The following is an 18,102-nucleotide window of genomic DNA, read 5'->3' as shown; positions in this document are numbered from 1 at the left end:
CGGAAGTACCGGAATGGATCGCGCTGATTTTGTCCACCTCGTCCGGCTGAGCGAGCATGCCAGTGCGGAGGACAGCGCGCGCTACCGCCGCGGCGTGGCGGCGTTCGCGGCGCTGGGCTATCTCTGGGTGCTGGCCTGCCTCGGGCTGGCGATGGGGCTGATCGTCTGGGTCGCCGTGTCGCTGGGCGACGGGCGCTTCAGCGTCTCGCGCGGCTGGCTGCTGCTGTTCGGCCTGGGCCTGCTGTGGGCCACGGTGCGTGCGCTGTGGGTGCGCTTCGACGAGCCGGACGGCCTGGAGCTCTCGCGCGAGGACGCGCCCCAGCTGTTCGAGGCGCTCGATCGCATCCGCGGCAAGATCAAGGGACCACCGGTCCATCGCGTCTACCTCGACGACGACTTCAACGCCAGCATCCGCCAGGTGCCGCGCTTCGGGCTCTTCGGCGGCGCGGTCAATTCGCTGAGCATCGGGCTGCCGCTGCTGATGATGCTCGACCGGCGGCGGCTGCTGTCGGTGCTCGCGCACGAGTACGGCCACCTGCGCGGCAACCACGGCAAGCTCAGCGCCTGGATCTACCGCACGCGGCTGTCGTGGCTCAAGCTCGACGCCAACCTGCAGCGCAACGAAGGCGTGATGGCGATCGTCTCGCAGGCCTTCTTCCGCTGGTACTTTCCGCGCTTCGCGGCCAAGACCTTCGCGCTGGCGCGGCAGGACGAGTACGAGGCCGACCGCATCTCGGGCCGGCTGCTCGGCACCTCGGTGGCGGCCGCGGCGCTGACCGAGATCTCGATCAAGGCCAACTGGTACGCCAACGAGTTCTGGCCCTGGCACTGGGCCCGCGCCGAGCGCGAGCCGCTGCCGCCGGGGCCCTTCGCGGGGCTGCGCGAGTGCGCCGCGACGCCCCCGGGACCCGAGTTCGCGCGCCAGGCGCTGCGCGAGGCGATGCGCCGTGTCAGCGACCTGGAAGACACCCATCCGGTGCTGCGCGACCGGCTCGAGGCGCTGCGCCAGAAGGCGACGGTGCCGGCCTGGTCGAAGCGGCCGGCGCTCGAGATGCTGGTCGACGGCCCGCGCTGGATCGCGCACTTCGACGCCCAGTGGCGCCAGGCCCATGCCGCCGACTGGAAGCAGCACCACGCGCACCGCTCGCGCATCCGCGAGCGCATCGCCGTGCTGGCGGCGCGCGGCGAGCGCAACACACCCGACGAGTGGGTCGAATGGGCCGACGCCGAGCGCCGCCTCGACACCTCGGCGCCAGTGCGCGAGCGCTACGAGCGCGCGCTGCGGATCGCGCCCGAACACCCGGGCGCCTTGCGCGGCCTGGCGCAGATGATCCCTTCGACCGAGCGCGAGACCCGGCTCGCGGTGCTGGAACGGTTGCACGAGGCGGGTGCCGCGAGCCGCTGGTGGGCCGCCCGCAATGCGGTGGCGGTGCTCGAGAACCCCGACGCCGGTCCGCACGACGAGGCGGGCCTCAAGCACTGGCGCGGCCGCCTGAAGGAGGCCGAGGAAGCCGAGGCGCGCGCCTGGGAGGAACTGACCGAGACGCCGAGCTTCAGCCAGATCGGCCGGCACGACCTCAACGAGCACGAGCTCGACGAACTGCGGGCCGACCTCGTGCGCAACCTGCCGGTGTCGCGCGCCTGGCTGGTGCGCAAGAACCTGCGCGAATTTCCGTGGCGGCGCGCCTTCGTCGTCTTCGTCGAGTTGCCGGGCCTGGACGACGAGGAGCGCTGGCAGCTGTGCCGCCAGCTCGAGCAGACCCTGAGCCTGCCCGGCGTGGCGCTGGTGCTGTGGGCCGGGCATTCGCCGACGCTGGAGGACATCGAGCGGCAGGCTTTCGGGGCCGTCTGGACGCGCGGAGCCTGAGGCGGGCGGCGGCTGAGACAATCGGGGCATGCACCCCAAAGCCCTGTTGGAGGCCACCGCCGATCTGGTCGGCCTGGTCCTGAAATTCGATCACCCCGCCGACCAGGTGGTTTCGCGCTTCTTTCGCGACCACCGCGAGTTCGGTCCGCGCGAGCGCGCCACCCTGGCCGAGACGGTCTACACCGTGCTGCGCAAGAAGCTGCTGTTCGATCACCTCTCGCCCTCGGGCAGCGGCCCGAAGGAACGCCGGATGGCGATCCTGGGCTTCCACGGCCCGCGCGACTTCCTCAAGAGCGCGCTCAACGACACCGAGAAGCGCTGGCTCGACAACTGCGACGCGGTCAGCGAGGCCGACCTGCTCGAGCGCCATCGCCACAACCTGCCCGAATGGCTGGTGGCGCCGCTCAAGAACCAGCTCGGCGACGGTTTCTGGCCGCTGGTCCAGAGCCTGCAGCAGCCGGCGCCGCTCGACCTGCGCGTCAATTCCCTGCATGACAAGCGGGCCGACGTGAAGGCGGAGCTTGCCAAGGCTGCTATCAAATCGGAAGCGACACCGTATTCGCCCTGGGGCTTGCGCCTCGAAGGCAAGCCCGCGCTGACCAAGCTCGACGCCTTCGTGCGCGGCGCCATCGAGGTGCAGGACGAGGGCTCGCAGCTGCTGGCGCTGCTGCTGGACGCCAAGCGTGGCGAGATGGTGGTCGATTTCTGCGCGGGCGCCGGTGGCAAGACGCTGGCGATCGGCGCGGGCATGCGCAACACCGGGCGGCTGTACGCCTTCGACACCTCGGCGCACCGCCTCGACGCGCTCAAGCCCCGGCTGGCGCGCAGCAATCTCTCGAATGTGCATCCGGCCGCCATCGCGCACGAGCGCGACGACCGGGTGAAGCGGCTGGCGGGCAAGATCGACCGGGTGCTGGTCGATGCGCCGTGCTCGGGGCTCGGGACGCTGCGGCGCAATCCGGACCTGAAATGGCGCCAATCGGCCAAATCGGTGGAGGAACTGACCGTGAAGCAGGCGGCGATCCTGCAGAGCGCGGCCCGGCTCGTGAAGTCGGGCGGGCGGCTGGTCTACGCCACCTGCAGCGTGCTGCCCGAGGAAAACGAGGCCATCGCGGAGGCTTTCGGCGCCGCGAATCCCGATTTCGTGCCCGTGGACGCGGCGGAACTGCTGCAGGGCCTCAAGGTGGAGCGGGGCGACAGCCTGGTCGCGGGCGGCGCCGACGGACGGCGCTACCTGCGCCTGTGGCCTCATCTGCATGCCACCGACGGTTTCTTTGCGGCCGTGTGGAACCGCAAATAGGTACGGGGCTCCAAAGTTAGGGTAAATCTGCGCAAACCATGGGGTGAAAGGTGAGTGATTCCTGACCCCCGGCCCTAAAATTGCGAGTTACCTAGAAGCCGCACCTTCGTGCGGTTATGGAGTACCTGACTCAATGTTGCTTCCTGACTCCGCCATCCTGAGCGCGGCCATCGACTGGCTCGGAAACGGCCTGTGGGATCTCACCTGGTGGCAGATCGTGCTGTACACGCTCGTCACCACGCACATCACGATCGCCGCCGTGACGATCTTCCTGCACCGGACGCAAACGCACCGGGCGATGGACCTCGGTCCGATCCCGTCGCATTTCTTCCGCTTCTGGCTCTGGCTCGGCACCGGCATGGTGACGAAGGAGTGGGTCGCGATCCACCGCAAGCACCACGCCAAGTGCGAGAGCGAGGAAGATCCGCACAGCCCGCAGGTCAAGGGCATCGAGGAAGTGCTCTGGCGCGGCGCCGAGCTCTACCGCGCGGAGTCGAAGAACAAGGAAACGATGGAGCGCTACGGTCACGGCACGCCCGACGACTGGATCGAGCGCAACCTGTATTCGCGCTACAGCTGGCAGGGCGTGGGCCTGATGCTGGTGATCAACCTGGCGCTGTTCGGCACGCTCGGCATGGCCGTGTGGGCGGTCCAGATGCTGTGGATCCCGATCACCGCCGCCGGCATCATCAACGGCATCGGCCACTACTGGGGCTATCGCAACTTCGAGGCGCCCGACGCCAGCCGCAACATCATGCCCTGGGGCCTGATCATCGGTGGCGAGGAGCTGCACAACAACCACCACACCTACCCGACCTCGGCCAAGTTCTCGGTCAAGAAGTACGAGTTCGACATCGGCTGGATCTACATCCAGATGATGCAGAAGATCGGCTGGGCCAAGGTCAAGAAGGTGCCGCCGAAGATGCAGATCGGCGACATCCAGCCCGTGGCCAACGAGAAGACGCTCGAAGCCGTCATCGCCAACCGCTACGAAGTGATGGCCGGCTATGCACGCGAAATGCGCCGTGCCACCCAAGAGGAAATCGCCGCGCTCAAGAGCAAGGGCGCCGACCTCTCGGTGCTGAAGGCCGCCAAGCGCTGGATGCACCGCGACGACGACAAGGTGCCTGCATCGGCTCGCTCGCACGTGGTGCAGGCCCGTGCCGCTCACCCGGTGCTCGACAAGATGGCGACCATGCGCGAAGAGCTGCGCCAGCTGTGGCTCAACACCTCGCATTCGCGCGAGCAGCTGGCGGCCGATCTGGCGGCCTGGTGCCATCGCGCGGAAGCCAGCGGCATCGCGGGCCTGCGCGAGTTCTCGACGCGGCTGCGCTCGGCGCGCGCCTGACCTCCGCCGGGGCCTTGGCCCCTGTCAAAAAGCCGGCCCGATGGCCGGCTTTTTTGTGCCCGACGTTTCCGTGGGGAAGGAATCTGGAGGGCGCGTCAGATGGCTGGCCCGTCCCGGTAATTCGCTCTGCGGGCGAAATTCAGGGCAAATAAAAAAGCCCGCGGCTTGCGCTGCGGGCTTTTTAGAAAGAATTCAGACTGAATTACTTCAGCTTGATTTCCTTGTATTCGACGTGCTTGCGTGCCTTCGGGTCGAACTTCATGATCGACATCTTTTCAGGCATCGTCTTCTTGTTCTTGCTGGTCGTGTAGAAGTGGCCGGTACCCGCGGTGGATTCCAGCTTGATCTTTTCGCGTCCGCCTTTGCTCGTTGCCATGATTCAGCTCCTTAAGCTTGGCCGCGTGCGCGCAGGTCTGCGAGCACGGCGTCGATGCCGTTCTTGTCGATCAGGCGCAGGGCAGCGCTCGAAACACGCAGGCGAACCCAGCGGTTTTCCGTTTCGACCCAGAAACGACGGTATTGCAGGTTCGGCAGGAACCGGCGCTTGGTTTTGTTGTTGGCGTGGGAAACGTTGTTTCCCACCATCGGGCCCTTGCCCGTGACTTCACATACGCGTGCCATGAGGACACTCTTTCTTGAACAGCTGGCACCGGCTCGACAGCAGTGGCCGAGGGTGTTTTGCAGCTTGACCTCGCCAGAAACGGGTGGCGGTACCCCGGATTGCCGCTGAGCCCACCCTTCATGGAAAGGAGGCGCGATTTCGGCAAAGCCTCGGATTATAGCCCTTTTGGCGGCCCGGCAGCAAAGCCCGGGGCGGGCCCATGAAAAAGGCGGGCACCGGGCCCGCCTCGTCGAGGAGCCTCGCGGCTCAGAGCGTGCCGTCCTGCTCCAGGAAGCGCTGCGCATCGAGCGCGGCCATGCAGCCCGTGCCGGCGCTGGTGATGGCCTGGCGGTAGATGTGGTCCTGCACGTCGCCGGCGGCGAACACGCCCGGCACGCTGGTCATGGTGGCGAAGCCCTGCAGGCCCGAGCGCGTGACGATGTAGCCGTCCTTCATGTCGACCTGGCCCTGGAAGATGTCCGTGTTCGGATGGTGGCCGATCGCGATGAAGCAGCCCTTGAGGTCGATCTGCTCGGTCGCGCCGGTCTGCGTGTTCTTGATGCGAATGCCGGTCACGCCGGAATCGTCGCCCAGGACTTCATCGAGCGTATTGTGTACTTTCAGTTCGATTTTGCCTTCGGCTTCTTTTTCGTGAAGCTTGTCGATCAGGATTGGTTCCGCGCGGAATTTGTCGCGGCGATGCACCAGCGTTACTTTTTTCGCGATATTCGAAAGATAAAGCGCTTCTTCGACCGCGGTATTGCCGCCGCCGATCACGCAGACTTCCTGCTCGCGATAGAAGAATCCATCGCAGGTGGCGCAACCCGAAACACCGCGGCCCATGAACTTCTGCTCGGATTCGAGGCCCAGGTACTTGGCCGACGCGCCGGTGGCGATCACGAGCGCATCGCAGGTGTAGGTGCCGCTGTCACCGGTGAGCGTGAAGGGGCGCTTGCTCAGGTCGACCTTGTTGATGTGGTCGAACACGATCTGGGTCTTGAAGCGCTCGGCATGCTCCAGAAAACGCTGCATGAGGTCGGGACCCTGCACGCCATGCACATCGGCCGGCCAATTGTCGACCTCGGTGGTCGTCATCAATTGCCCGCCCTGTGCCATGCCGGTAATCAGCAAAGGCTGAAGATTTGCACGCGCCGCATAAACGGCAGCCGTATAACCGGCGGGACCTGAGCCCAGAATTAAAACCTTGGCATGTTGGGAAGCGGACATGGTGCGTAAAAACCTAGGAATTGCGCTGATTCAGCGTGTACATTTTGAGGGTGGTAGCGATACATGGGGAGTATCGCCGCTCGGATCAACCACCGAGTGCACGGTGTTTTCAATGCGCGCGATTGTAGTAATCCATCGGCGCGCCGATGGCCCGACCGCAGGAGCGCGCGGTACCAGGGATTGAATGAATGTCGATGCTGTCCAACCTTGAATTGCTCCGGCGCGTTCCGCTGTTCGCGTCGCTGACTCCTTCGCAGTCCGCAAGCATTGCGGATGCGATCATCAAGAAGCGTTTCAAGCGCGCGGAGGTCGTGGTCGAGCAGGGCAAGAAGTCCGATGCGCTCTACATCATCCTGACGGGGCGAGCGCGCGTGACCAGCGCGGACAGCCGCGGCCGCGAGGTCATCCTGGCCACGCTGCATCCCGGCGACTATCTGGGCGAGATGAGCCTGATCGACGACGAGCCGCACTCGGCCACCGTGCGCACCGAGATCCAGTGCGACGTGCTGATGCTGGGCCGCGAAGCCTTCGCGCGCTGCCTGCCCGAGAACTCCTCGATGGCCTACAACATCATGCGCGGCCTGGTGCAGCGCCTGCGCCATGCCGACCGCAAGATCGAGTCGCTCGCGCTGATGGACGTCTACGGCCGCGTCGCGCGCTCGCTGCTCGAGTTCGCGGTCGACGATGGCGCCGGCAACCTCAAGGTGCGCGAGAAGATCTCGCGCCAGGACCTCGCGAAGATGGTCGGCGCCTCGCGCGAGATGGTGAGCCGCGTGATGAAGGATCTCGAGGAGCGCGGTTTCGTGCAGACCCTCGAGGACGGCTCGATGATCGTCAAGGAGCGCCTGCTGTCGCTGGCCTGAGCCGGCACGGGGCGTGAAAGAAGGTGTGAGCGAAACTGCCGCGGCCCGTGGACGCGGCAGAATAGCCGCGGCCCTTTTCGTTGTAGTGTTCGTGCCGCCAGACCCGCATGCTGCCGGTCTGGCCGCCAGTATTTCATGACCTATTCGCTCAATACGCTTCACTCTTCCACGGCCGGCGAAGGTGCGCCCGTGCGTGTGCGGGCCATGCGCTTCGCCCACGAGATCACCCTGATCGCCGGTTTCGCGGCGCTGTTGTTCTGGCTGCTCGCCATGCTGAGCTTCACGCCCTCCGATGCGGCCTGGTCGACCTCGGGCACCGGCGGCGAGATCAAGAACTGGGGCGGCCGCATCGGCGCCTGGGTGGCCGATGGAAGCTACTTCCTGGCCGGCTATTCGGTCTGGTGGTGCCTGGCGGCCGGGCTGCGCGCCTGGCTGTCCTCGCTCGCGAGCTGGATGCGCGGCGGCGAGACCGGTCCGCAGGGCGATCCGGTACCGCGCGGCCGCTTCAACCGCAGCCGCCTGGCCTTCTGGTTCGGGCTCGTGCTGCTGCTGTGCGCGAGCACCATGCTCGAGTGGTCGCGCCTGTACCGGCTCGAATCGCACCTGCCCGGCTCGGGCGGCGGCGCCATCGGCCTGCTGGTCGGTCCCGCGAGCGTGCGCTGGATGGGCTTCACCGGTTCCGCGCTGGTGGCCATCGCCGGCGGCGTGATCGGTTCGGCGCTGGTGTTCCGCTTCTCCTGGAGCCAGATCGCCGAACGCATCGGCGCGCGCGTGTATTCGCTGTTCGAATCGCGGCGCGAAAAGCGCGAGGTCGCCGCCGACATCGCGTTGGGCAAGAAGGCCGTGCGCGAGCGCCGCGCCGAGGTCGACGACGAACCCGCCTACGTGCCGCGCGGCGCCATCGAACCTTCGATCGACGGCGACCAACCTGCCACCGCGCCCGACATGGACGACCTGCGCATCGAGCCGCGCGCCAAGCGCCGCCCCGCGTCGCCGCCGGTGCAGATCGAGCCCGCGATGACCGAGGTGCCCAAGAGCGACCGCGTCGCCAAGGAGCGCCAGAAGCCGCTGTTCAAGGAGCTGCCCGACAACAAGCTGCCGCAGGTCGACCTGCTCGATGCCGCCCAGAGCCGCCAGGAAACCGTCTCGGCCGACACGCTCGAGATGACCTCGCGCATGATCGAGAAGAAGCTCAAGGACTTCGGCGTCGAGGTGCGCGTCGTGCTCGCCTCGCCCGGCCCGGTCATCACGCGCTACGAGATCGAGCCCGCCACCGGTGTCAAGGGCTCGCAGATCGTCAACCTCGCGAAGGACCTCGCGCGTTCGCTCTCGCTGGTGTCGATCCGCGTGGTCGAGACCATCCCCGGCAAGAACTACATGGCACTCGAACTGCCGAACGCCAAGCGCCAGTCGATCAAGCTCAGCGAGATCCTCGGCTCGCAGGTCTACAACGAGGGCAAGTCGATGCTCACGATGGGCCTGGGCAAGGACATCATCGGCAACCCCGTGGTCGCCGACCTCGCGAAGATGCCGCACGTGCTGGTGGCCGGTACCACCGGTTCGGGCAAGTCGGTGGGTATCAACGCGATGATCCTGAGCCTGCTCTACAAGGCCGAGGCGCGCGACGTGCGCCTGCTCATGATCGACCCGAAGATGCTGGAAATGTCGGTCTACGAAGGCATTCCGCATCTGCTCGCGCCGGTGGTCACCGACATGCGCCAGGCCGCGCACGGCCTCAACTGGTGCGTGGCCGAGATGGAGCGCCGCTACAAGCTCATGAGCAAGCTCGGCGTGCGCAATCTCGCGGGCTACAACACCAAGATCGACGAGGCCAAGGCGCGCGAGGAGTTCATCTACAACCCCTTCAGCCTGACGCCCGACGACCCCGAGCCGCTGCGTCGCGAGCCGCACATCGTGGTCGTGATCGACGAGCTCGCCGACCTGATGATGGTGGTCGGCAAGAAGATCGAAGAGCTGATCGCCCGCCTCGCGCAGAAGGCGCGCGCCGCCGGCATCCACCTGATCCTGGCCACGCAGCGGCCCAGCGTCGACGTGATCACCGGCCTCATCAAGGCCAACATCCCGACCCGCATCGCGTTCCAGGTCTCGAGCAAGATCGACAGCCGCACCATCCTCGACCAGATGGGCGCCGAGGCGCTGCTGGGCATGGGCGACATGCTCTACATGCCCAGCGGCACCGGTCTGCCGATCCGCGTGCATGGTGCCTTCGTGAGCGACGAGGAAGTGCATCGCGTGGTGGCCTATCTCAAGAGCCAGGGCGAGCCCGACTACATCGAGGGCGTGCTCGAAGGCGGCACGGTCGATGGCGACGGTGACGGCGACCTGCTCGGCGGCGGCGGCGACAGCGAGAAGGACCCGATGTACGACCAGGCGGTCGAGGTGGTGCTCAAGAACCGCAAGGCCAGCATCTCGCTGGTGCAGCGCCACCTGAAGATCGGCTACAACCGCGCGGCGCGGCTGGTCGAGGACATGGAGAAGGCCGGCCTGGTGAGCGCCATGAGCGGCAGCGGCCAGCGCGAGATCCTCGTGCCCGCGCGCGCCGAATAGGCGCTCCCGCGCGATCCCGCGTCCATTCCGTTACGTGTTGAGATACGGCTTGCACAAGCTCGCTGCCCCTTGCAAATCTTCATCAAGCCCTACAAGGGCGGCCATGGCCGCCGGGGTAAGGTCGATGCGGTGTTCAGCTTCGAAGGTTTGAAAAAATGAAGACTCGTCCCTGGCTGCTCGCCGGCCTTCTCCTCGCCTGTGGCGCCCATGCATGGGCCGGCGGCATGGAAAGCCTCGAGGCTTTCGTCAAGTCCGCCAAGTCCGGCCGCGCCGATTTCACCCAGACCGTGACCGCGCCGCCGCGCGACGGCCAGGCCGGCCGCGTGAAGACCTCGAGCGGCACCTTCGAATTTCAGCGGCCCGGCCGCTTCAAGTTCGACTACAAGAAGCCCTTCGCGCAGAGCATCGTGGCCGACGGCAAGACGCTGTGGCTCTACGACGCCGACCTCAACCAGGTCACGCAGCGCGCGCAGGCGCAGGCCCTGGGTTCGACGCCCGCGGCCCTGATCGCCGCCGCGCCCGACCTGCGCGCGTTGCAGGCCGATTTCGCGCTCGAAGCAGGACCGGAGCGCGACGGCCTGCAATGGGTCAAGGCCACGCCGAAGAACAAGGACGGCCAGTTGCAGAACGTGCAGGTCGGCTTCCAGGGCGACGCGCTCGCGGCGCTCGAGATCCTCGACAGCTTCGGCCAGCGCTCGGTGCTCAAGTTCAGCAAGGTCGAGGTCAACCCCGCGCTGCCCGCCGCCACCTTCGACTTCAAGGTGCCCACCGGCGCGGACGTCGTCAAGCAGTAATCCACCCCTCACTCGCTCATCCCGCTCTTGGCCGTCAGCTCGCATCAACCCCTGGCCGAGCGCCTGCGTCCGCGCACGCTCGGTGAAGTCATCGGCCAGCAGCACCTGCTCGGGCCCGGCATGGCGCTGCGCATCGCCTTCGAGTCGGGCCAGCCGCATTCGTGCATCCTCTGGGGCCCGCCCGGCACCGGCAAGACCACCATCGCGCGCCTGATGGCCGATGCCTTCGATGCGCAGTTCCTGAGCATCAGCGCGGTGCTCGGTGGCGTGAAGGACATCCGCGAGGCGGTCGAGCGCGCGACCGCGGCGCGCGACGGGCTCGAGCAGCGGCGCACCATCGTCTTCGTCGACGAAGTGCATCGCTTCAACAAGAGCCAGCAGGACGCCTTCCTGCCGCACGTCGAGTCGGGCCTCTTCACCTTCATCGGCGCCACCACCGAGAACCCGTCGTTCGAGGTCAACTCGGCGCTGCTCTCGCGGGCCGCGGTCTACGTGCTGCAGTCGCTCGGCGAGGCCGACCTCAAGCAGATCGTCGCCAAGGCGCAGGCCATCAATGCATTGCCCGCCATCGAGGACGCAGCGCTCGATCGCCTGATCGCCTATGCCGACGGCGATGCGCGGCGGCTGCTCAACACGCTCGAGACGCTGGCCGTCGCGGCACGCGCCGAGAAGCTCGAGGCCATCGGCGACGAATGGCTGATGCGCGTGCTCGGCGAGCGCATGCGGCGCTACGACAAGGGCGGCGAGCAGTTCTACGACACCATCAGCGCGCTGCACAAATCCGTACGCGGCAGCGACCCCGATGCCGCGCTCTACTGGTTCGTGCGCATGCTCGACGGCGGCGCCGACCCGCGCTACATGGCGCGCCGGCTGGTGCGCATGGCGAGCGAGGACATCGGCCTGGCGGATCCGCGCGCGCTGCGGCTCGCGCTCGACGCGGCCGAGGTCTACGAGCGCCTGGGCACGCCCGAGGGCGAACTCGCGCTGGCCCAGTGCGTGGTCTACCTCGCGATGGCGCCCAAGTCGAACGCGGTCTACACGGCCTACAACGCGGTGCGCGCGCTGGTCAAGAAGGACAGCACGCGGCCCGTGCCCATGCATCTGCGCAATGCCCCGACCAAGCTCATGAAGGAGCTCGACTACGGCAAGGGCTACCGCTATGCGCACGACGAGGAGGGCGGTTTCGCGGCCGGCGAGCAGTACCTGCCCGACGGCCTGCAGGGCCAGGTCTTCTACGAACCGGTCGATCGCGGACTCGAGATCCGCATCGGCGAGAAGCTGCGCGAACTGCGGCGCCGAAACGCTGAACAGGGCGACTGATACGCCCTTGCGGCATGCACGCAAGACGTGCATGGATACAAGCGCAAAGCGCATGACGTCAGCGGGTAAACCCCCGTCGATGCGCACCAAATAGGCGCTGGCCCGTGACTACAATCCCGCCCACTAAATCGGCGGCCACCACATGCTGGCTGGTTTTTTGCTTGTCAAGCCAAGGCGCCAAACCGGTGCCACGGTGGGTGAATGGCACCCCGCAACGGTGCAACACAGAGGAATCTTCTTTATGGACATTTTGCTGCAGCAGATCATCAACGGTCTGGTTCTCGGCAGCATGTATGCCTTGATAGCCTTGGGCTACACCATGGTGTACGGCATCATCAATCTGATCAATTTCGCGCACGGTGAAGTGCTCATGGTGGGGGCGCTCACGAGCTGGTCCATCATCGGGCTCATGCAGTCGTCGATGCCCGGCACGCCGGGCTGGCTGATATTGATCATCGCGCTGGTCATCGCGTGCGTCGTCGCCGCCACGCTGAACTTCGTGATCGAGAAGGTCGCCTACCGGCCGCTGCGCAACTCGCCCAAGCTCGCACCGCTGATCACCGCCATCGGCATGTCGATCCTGCTGCAGACGCTGGCGATGATCATCTGGAAGCCCACCAACAAGGCCTACCCGACCCTGCTGCCTTCGGACCCCATCCACATCGCCGGCGCCGTCATCTCGCCGACGCAGGTGATGATCCTCGGCGTCACCGCGGTCTCGCTGGCCATCCTCATGTGGCTGGTCAATTACACGAAGCTCGGCCGCGCGATGCGCGCCACCGCCGAGAACCCGCGCGTGGCCGCGCTGATGGGCATCCGCCCCGACATGGTCATCTCGGCCACCTTCATCATCGGTGCCGTGCTCGCGGCCATCGCGGGCGTGATGTACGCCTCCAACTACGGCATCGCGCAGCACGCCATGGGCTTCCTGCCCGGCCTCAAGGCCTTCACCGCGGCCGTGTTCGGCGGCATCGGCAACCTCGCGGGCGCGGTCGTCGGCGGCATCCTGCTGGGGCTCATCGAGGCCATCGGCTCGGGCTACATCGGCACCCTCACCGGTGGCGTGCTCGGCAGCAACTACAGCGACATCTTCGCGTTCATCGTGCTGATTGTGATGCTCACGCTGCGCCCCGCTGGCCTGCTCGGCGAACGCGTGGCCGATCGCGCGTGAAGGAGCTTGCCATCATGAAGAACAGCAAGAACCTCGCGCTCTACCTGGTCGGCGTCATCGCCGTGCTCGCGCTGCCGCTGCTGCTGCAAAGCCAGGGCAACGCCTGGGTGCGCATCGCCGACATCGCACTGCTCTACGTGCTGCTCGCACTGGGCCTGAACATCGTGGTCGGCTACGCCGGCCTGCTCGACCTGGGCTACGTCGCCTTCTTCGCGGTCGGTGCCTACCTCTACGCCCTCATGGGCTCGGGCCACCTGTCCGAGACCTTCGAGTGGTTCAAGGCCACCTTCCCGAACGGCCTGCACACCTCGCTGCTGATCGTGATACCGCTGGCCTTCGTGTTCGCGGCGCTGCTCGGCGTGCTGCTGGGCGCGCCCACGCTGAAGCTGCGCGGCGACTACCTCGCGATCGTCACGCTGGGCTTCGGCGAAATCATCCGCGTGTTTCTGAACAACCTCGACCAGCCGATCAACATCACGAACGGTCCCAAGGGCATCACCTCGATCGACTCGATCAAGTTCTGGGGTCTCGACCTGGGCAAGGCCTGGAAGTTCGACGGCTTCACCATCTCCTCGGTCACGCTGTACTACTACCTGTTCCTCGCGCTGGTGGTGGTCACCATCGTGATCTCGCACCGCCTGCAGGTCTCGCGCATCGGCCGCGCCTGGATGGCCATCCGCGAGGACGAGATCGCCGCCAAGGCGATGGGCATCAACACCCGCAACATGAAGCTCTTGGCCTTCGGCATGGGCGCGAGCTTCGGTGGCGTGTCGGGTTCCATGTTCGCGGCCTTCCAGGGCTTCGTCTCGCCCGAGTCGTTCAGCCTCATGGAGTCGGTGATGATCGTCGCCATGGTCGTGCTCGGCGGCATCGGCCACCTGCCCGGCGTGATCCTGGGTGCCGTGCTGCTGGCGGCCCTGCCCGAGGTGCTGCGCTACGTCGCCGGCCCGCTGCAGGCGCTGACCGACGGCCGCCTCGACGCCTCCATCCTGCGCCAGCTGTTCATCGCGCTGGCCATGATCGTCATCATGCTGGTGCGCCCGCGCGGCCTGTGGCCCTCGCCCGAGCACGGCAAGACGCTTCAGCGCAAGGGCGGCGTGCCGGTCGATCCGGCCCACGCCACCGTGGCGCCGGGCTCGCTGCAGACCCACGCACCGGGCGTCGACACCCCGGCCGACGAGCTGCCCGGTGCGGCCTCGCGTCCCATGTCGATCAATCCGTGAGCGAGGAGACGCATCCCATGAGCAAGGCAGACACCATCCTCGACGTTCGCGGCATCTCCAAGCGCTTCGGCGGCCTGCAGGCCCTGTCCGACGTCGGCATCACCATCCAGCGCGGCCAGGTCTATGGCCTGATCGGCCCCAACGGCGCCGGCAAGACCACCTTCTTCAATGTCATCACCGGGCTCTACACGCCCGACAGCGGCAGCTTCGAGCTCGCCGGCAAGCCCTACCAGCCCACGGCCGTGCACGAGGTGGCCAAGGCCGGCATCGCGCGCACCTTCCAGAACATCCGCCTGTTCGCCGAGATGACGGCGCTCGAGAACGTGATGGTCGGTCGCCACATCCGCACCCGCTCCGGCGTGGTCGGCGCGATGCTGCGCACCGGGTCCTTCAAGGCCGAGGAGAAGGCCATCGCCCAGCGCGCGCAGGAACTGCTCGACTACGTGGGCATCGGCAAGTTCGCCGACTACAAGGCGCGCACCCTGAGCTACGGCGACCAGCGCCGCCTCGAGATCGCGCGCGCCCTGGCCACCGACCCGCAGCTCATCGCGCTCGACGAGCCCGCGGCCGGCATGAACATGACCGAGAAGGTCCAGCTGCGCGAGCTGATCGACCGCATCCGCCGCGACGACCGCACGATCCTGATCATCGAGCACGACGTGAAGCTGATCATGGGCCTGTGCGACCGCGTCACGGTGCTCGACTACGGCAAGCAGATCGCCGAAGGCACGCCGGCGGACGTACAGAAGAACGAAAAGGTGATCGAGGCTTACCTCGGCACCGGAGGACATTGAGATGAGCGCAGCAGTGCAAACCCAAGAGGAAGTCGCGGCGGGCGCTTCGCAACGCAAGGCCGTCGGCAACGTGTTGCTCAAGGTCAGCGGCCTGAAGGTGGGCTACGGCGGCATCCAGGCCGTCAAGGGCGTGGACTTCGAGGTGCGCGAGGGCGAGTTGGTCTCGCTGATCGGCTCCAACGGCGCCGGCAAGACCACCACCATGAAGGCGATCACCGGCACGCTGCCCGCGGGCGCGGGCGACATCGAGTTCCTGGGCCGCAGCATCAAGGGCCGCGGAGCCTGGGACCTGGTGGGCGAGGGCCTGGTGATGGTGCCCGAGGGCCGCGGCGTGTTCACGCGCATGACGATCACCGAGAACCTGCAGATCGGCGCCTACATCCGCAAGGACAAGGCCGGCATCGCGAGCGACATGGAGCGCGTGTTCGTGACCTTCCCGCGGCTGCGCGAGCGCAAGGACCAGCTGGCCGGCACGATGTCGGGCGGCGAGCAGCAGATGCTGGCCATGGGCCGCGCGCTGATGGCACGCCCCAAGGTGCTGCTGCTCGACGAACCCACCATGGGCCTGTCGCCGATCATGTGCGACAAGATCTTCGAGGTGGTGCAGGCCGTGGCCGCGCAGGGCGTGACCATCCTGCTGGTCGAGCAGAACGCCAACCGCGCGCTGCAGCTGGCCGACCGCGGCTACGTGATGGAATCGGGCCTGATCACCATGTCGGGCGATGCCAAGGGGCTGCTCAGCGATCCGAAGGTGCGCGCGGCATACCTGGGCGAGTAGGCGGCACGGCGGGCCTTTCGAGGCCGCGCAACGAAAAGGGCGGCGGTGCGAGGCACCGGCCGCCCTTTGTCTTGTGGGTGCGAGCTCAGTCGACCTTCGCGCCCGTGGCCTTCACCACCTGCTCGTACTTGCCGAGCTCGCTCTTCATGAAGGCGCCGAACTGCGCGGGCGTGCTGGCCACCGGCTCGGCCAGCAGCAGCGCGAAGCGCGACTTGGTCTCCGGCGCGTTCAGTGCGTCGACGAAGGCATGGTTGAGCTTGGCGACCACCTCGGGCGGCGTGTGGGCCGGCGCGACCAGGCCCCACCAGGTGTCGATCGAGAAGTCCTTGAGCGTGTCCGACACCGGCGGCACCTCGGGCAGGGCGCTGCTGCGCTGCAGGGTGGTCACGGCGATCGCCTTGAGCTTGCCCGAGCGGATGTTGGGCGCGGCGGTGGCGAGGTTGTCGAAGTTGAAGTCGACCTGGCCCGACACCAGCGCCAGCTGCGCCGGGTTGCCGCCGTTGTAGGGGATGTGCACCGCGAAGATGCCGGCCGCCTTCTTGAACATCTCGCCCGCCAGATGGCCGGCGCTGCCGTTGCCGCCGCTGCCGTAGTTGAGCTTGCCGGGGTTGGCCTTGGCGTAGGCGATCAGGTCCTTGAGCGTGGCGATCTTCAGGCGTTGCGCGGTCTCGGCGTTCATCACCAGCACGTTGGGCACGCGGACCATCTGCGTGATCGGCGCGAAGTCGGTCGCCGCGTTGAAGGGCATCTTGCTGTAGAGCCAGGGGTTCACCGCGTTGGTGGCGGTGGCCGCGATGCCGATGGTCAGGCCGTCGGGCGCGGCCTTGGCGACGATGTCGGCACCGATGTTGCCGCCCGCGCCGGGCTTGTTGTCGATGATCACCGGGCCGCCGAGCGTGTCGCGCACGCGTTCGGCCAGCGCGCGCGCCGTCACGTCGATGGGGCCGCCGGCCGCGTAGGGCACGACGAGGCGGATCGGGCGCTGCTGCTGGGCCAGGGCGGGGGTGCCGGTGGCCAGGGCGAGCGTGGAGAGGGCGAGGGTGGCGAGGAAGGTCTTGCGGGTTGTCATGCCCCGGATTGTCGGCGCGCCGCGCGGTGCTTGCAGCGTGGCTATCCCTAGCCGGCGCGCCGAGCCACCGGCTTCAGGGCAGTGCCTTGTCGGCTTCGGTGGTGAACGCGTCGGCGAAGAACTCTTCCTCGGGCAGCCCCGCCAGCGCCACGTAGTCGCGCTTGGCCGAGTCGACCACGATCGGCGCTCCGCAGGCATAGACCTGGTGGCCCGAGAGGTCGGCGAAGTCCTCCAGCACCGCGGCATGGACGAAGCCGGTGCGGCCGGTCCAGTTGTCTTCGGGCGTGGCGTTGGAGATCACGGGCACGTAGCGCAGGTTCGGCATCTGGGCGAGCTGCTCGCGCACCCAGTCGTCCATGTAGAGGTCCCCGGGCCGGCGGCCGCCCCAGTAGAGCGTGGCGGGGCGGTCGATGGCCTTGAACTTCATGTGCTCGAGCAGCGCCTTGATCGGCGCGAAGCCCGTGCCCGAGGCCAGCAGGATCAGCGGCTTGTCGGAATCCTCGCGCAGGAAGAAGCTGCCGTAGGGACCCTCGATGCGCAGGATCTCCTTTTCCTTCATGGTGAGGAACACGTGGTCGGTGAACTTGCCGCCCGGCAGGTGGCGCAGGTGCAGCTCGATGCCGGTGCCCGGCTCGCCCAGCGTGTGCGGCGCATTGGCCATCGAGTAGCTGCGGCGCGCGCCGTCGCGCAGGATGAATTCCACGTACTGCCCCGCGTAGAACTGCAGCGGCTCGCCGGCCGGCAGTTGCAGGCGCACCTGCATCACGTCGTGCGACTTGCGCGCGAGCGCGAGCACCCGCACCGGCATCTTGCGGATCGGATGGGCGCCGGCCTCGGTCACCTGGCGCGATTCGAGCACCACGTCGCTGCGCGCGCGGGCGCAGCAGGTCAGCACGAAGCCCGCGAGCTGTTCCTCCGCGCTCAGGGCCTTGCTCTGGTGCGGGCCGAGCTCGACCTCGCCCGAGAGCTTGCGGCACTTGCACGAGCCGCAGGCGCCGTCCTTGCAGCCATAGGGCAGGCCGATGCCCTGGCGGATGCCGGCAGCGAGGATGGTTTCGTCGCCTTGGGCCGCGAAATGGCGGCCGCTGGGTTCGACGGTGATGGAAAAGCCCGCCTCATGCGGCGCTGCAACAGTCATCGGTATTCTTCGGCTTGGATCAGCCCGTTACATGGGGGCTG

The 18,102-nt window shown here is 67.1% G+C and carries 16 protein-coding genes; 11 read left to right on the top strand and 5 right to left on the bottom strand.

All coding sequences use genetic code 11. The features are described 5' to 3' along the window. Nucleotides 1-13 precede the first annotated feature (13 nt). The 3 genes from BM109_RS39605 (at nucleotide 14) to BM109_RS39595 (ending at nucleotide 4,515) form a co-directional block, all read left to right on the top strand. Nucleotides 14-1,867: a M48 family metallopeptidase gene (locus tag BM109_RS39605; RefSeq protein WP_093355723.1), complete on the top strand. Its 1,854-nt coding sequence runs from the start codon at nucleotides 14-16 to the stop codon at nucleotides 1,865-1,867. Nucleotides 1,868-1,895: 28 nt separating this feature from the next. After that, entirely contained in the window at nucleotides 1,896-3,167 is a 1,272-nt protein-coding gene (locus BM109_RS39600) for an RsmB/NOP family class I SAM-dependent RNA methyltransferase (protein WP_093355720.1), read from the top strand. 133 nt (nucleotides 3,168-3,300) lie between these two features. Continuing rightward, nucleotides 3,301-4,515: a DesA family fatty acid desaturase gene (locus BM109_RS39595; RefSeq protein ID WP_093355718.1), complete on the top strand. Its 1,215-nt coding sequence runs from the start codon at nucleotides 3,301-3,303 to the stop codon at nucleotides 4,513-4,515. A gap of 202 nt (nucleotides 4,516-4,717) precedes the next feature. On the opposite strand, the gene rpmG is transcribed toward BM109_RS39595, so the two are convergent. From rpmG to trxB, 3 genes are all read right to left on the bottom strand, one after another. Further along, nucleotides 4,718-4,891 carry a 50S ribosomal protein L33 gene (gene rpmG / locus BM109_RS39590; protein ID WP_007830291.1) on the bottom strand — a complete coding sequence of 58 codons (174 nt, stop codon included), beginning with the start codon at nucleotides 4,889-4,891 and terminating at the stop codon, nucleotides 4,718-4,720. 11 nt (nucleotides 4,892-4,902) lie between these two features. Continuing rightward, a complete protein-coding gene (gene rpmB, locus BM109_RS39585) occupies nucleotides 4,903-5,136 on the bottom strand; it encodes a 50S ribosomal protein L28 (RefSeq protein WP_028251282.1) in 234 nt (77 codons plus the stop codon). 247 nt (nucleotides 5,137-5,383) lie between these two features. After that, nucleotides 5,384-6,343, bottom strand: a complete 960-nt coding sequence (gene trxB, locus BM109_RS39580; protein ID WP_057595022.1) for a thioredoxin-disulfide reductase — start codon at nucleotides 6,341-6,343, stop codon at nucleotides 5,384-5,386. 188 nt (nucleotides 6,344-6,531) lie between these two features. Between trxB and BM109_RS39575 the strand changes: the two genes are divergently transcribed. The 8 genes from BM109_RS39575 to BM109_RS39540 all read left to right on the top strand — a co-directional run bounded on the left by BM109_RS39575 (nucleotide 6,532) and on the right by BM109_RS39540 (nucleotide 15,854). Further along, nucleotides 6,532-7,206 (top strand): Crp/Fnr family transcriptional regulator, encoded by a 675-nt coding sequence (locus tag BM109_RS39575; protein ID WP_057595021.1) that lies wholly within the window; start codon nucleotides 6,532-6,534, stop codon nucleotides 7,204-7,206. A gap of 135 nt (nucleotides 7,207-7,341) precedes the next feature. Next, on the top strand, nucleotides 7,342-9,774 hold the full coding sequence (locus BM109_RS41770) for a DNA translocase FtsK (RefSeq protein WP_093355715.1): 2,433 nt from the start codon (nucleotides 7,342-7,344) through the stop codon (nucleotides 9,772-9,774). 155 nt (nucleotides 9,775-9,929) lie between these two features. Then, a complete protein-coding gene (gene lolA / locus BM109_RS39565; RefSeq protein ID WP_093355712.1) occupies nucleotides 9,930-10,568 on the top strand; it encodes an outer membrane lipoprotein periplasmic chaperone LolA in 639 nt (212 codons plus the stop codon). A gap of 27 nt (nucleotides 10,569-10,595) precedes the next feature. Then, a complete protein-coding gene (locus BM109_RS39560; RefSeq protein ID WP_093355710.1) occupies nucleotides 10,596-11,888 on the top strand; it encodes a replication-associated recombination protein A in 1,293 nt (430 codons plus the stop codon). Between the two features lie 241 nt (nucleotides 11,889-12,129). After that, the gene (locus BM109_RS39555) at nucleotides 12,130-13,059 is read left to right on the top strand and encodes a branched-chain amino acid ABC transporter permease (protein WP_093355708.1); all 930 of its coding nucleotides are present in this window, start codon (nucleotides 12,130-12,132) and stop codon (nucleotides 13,057-13,059) included. Nucleotides 13,060-13,073: 14 nt separating this feature from the next. Next, the gene (locus BM109_RS39550; protein ID WP_093355706.1) at nucleotides 13,074-14,282 is read left to right on the top strand and encodes a branched-chain amino acid ABC transporter permease; all 1,209 of its coding nucleotides are present in this window, start codon (nucleotides 13,074-13,076) and stop codon (nucleotides 14,280-14,282) included. A 17-nt stretch (nucleotides 14,283-14,299) separates the two neighbouring features. After that, complete coding sequence (locus BM109_RS39545) at nucleotides 14,300-15,076, top strand: ABC transporter ATP-binding protein (protein WP_093355770.1); 777 nt, start codon at nucleotides 14,300-14,302, stop codon at nucleotides 15,074-15,076. Nucleotide 15,077: 1 nt separating this feature from the next. Further along, nucleotides 15,078-15,854 (top strand): ABC transporter ATP-binding protein, encoded by a 777-nt coding sequence (locus BM109_RS39540; RefSeq protein ID WP_256223103.1) that lies wholly within the window; start codon nucleotides 15,078-15,080, stop codon nucleotides 15,852-15,854. A gap of 85 nt (nucleotides 15,855-15,939) precedes the next feature. On the opposite strand, the gene BM109_RS39535 is transcribed toward BM109_RS39540, so the two are convergent. Then, nucleotides 15,940-16,923 carry a Bug family tripartite tricarboxylate transporter substrate binding protein gene (locus tag BM109_RS39535; protein WP_093355703.1) on the bottom strand — a complete coding sequence of 328 codons (984 nt, stop codon included), beginning with the start codon at nucleotides 16,921-16,923 and terminating at the stop codon, nucleotides 15,940-15,942. 73 nt (nucleotides 16,924-16,996) lie between these two features. After that, on the bottom strand, nucleotides 16,997-18,061 hold the full coding sequence (locus BM109_RS39530; protein ID WP_093355702.1) for a CDP-6-deoxy-delta-3,4-glucoseen reductase: 1,065 nt from the start codon (nucleotides 18,059-18,061) through the stop codon (nucleotides 16,997-16,999). Nucleotides 18,062-18,102: the final 41 nt, after the last annotated feature.

It is taken from the genome of Variovorax sp. PDC80, from assembly GCF_900115375.1.
Classification (GTDB): Bacteria; Pseudomonadota; Gammaproteobacteria; order Burkholderiales; family Burkholderiaceae_C; genus Variovorax.
Note: the sequence above shows the minus strand (reverse complement) of the source record. Positions and strands in the feature narration are given on the sequence as shown.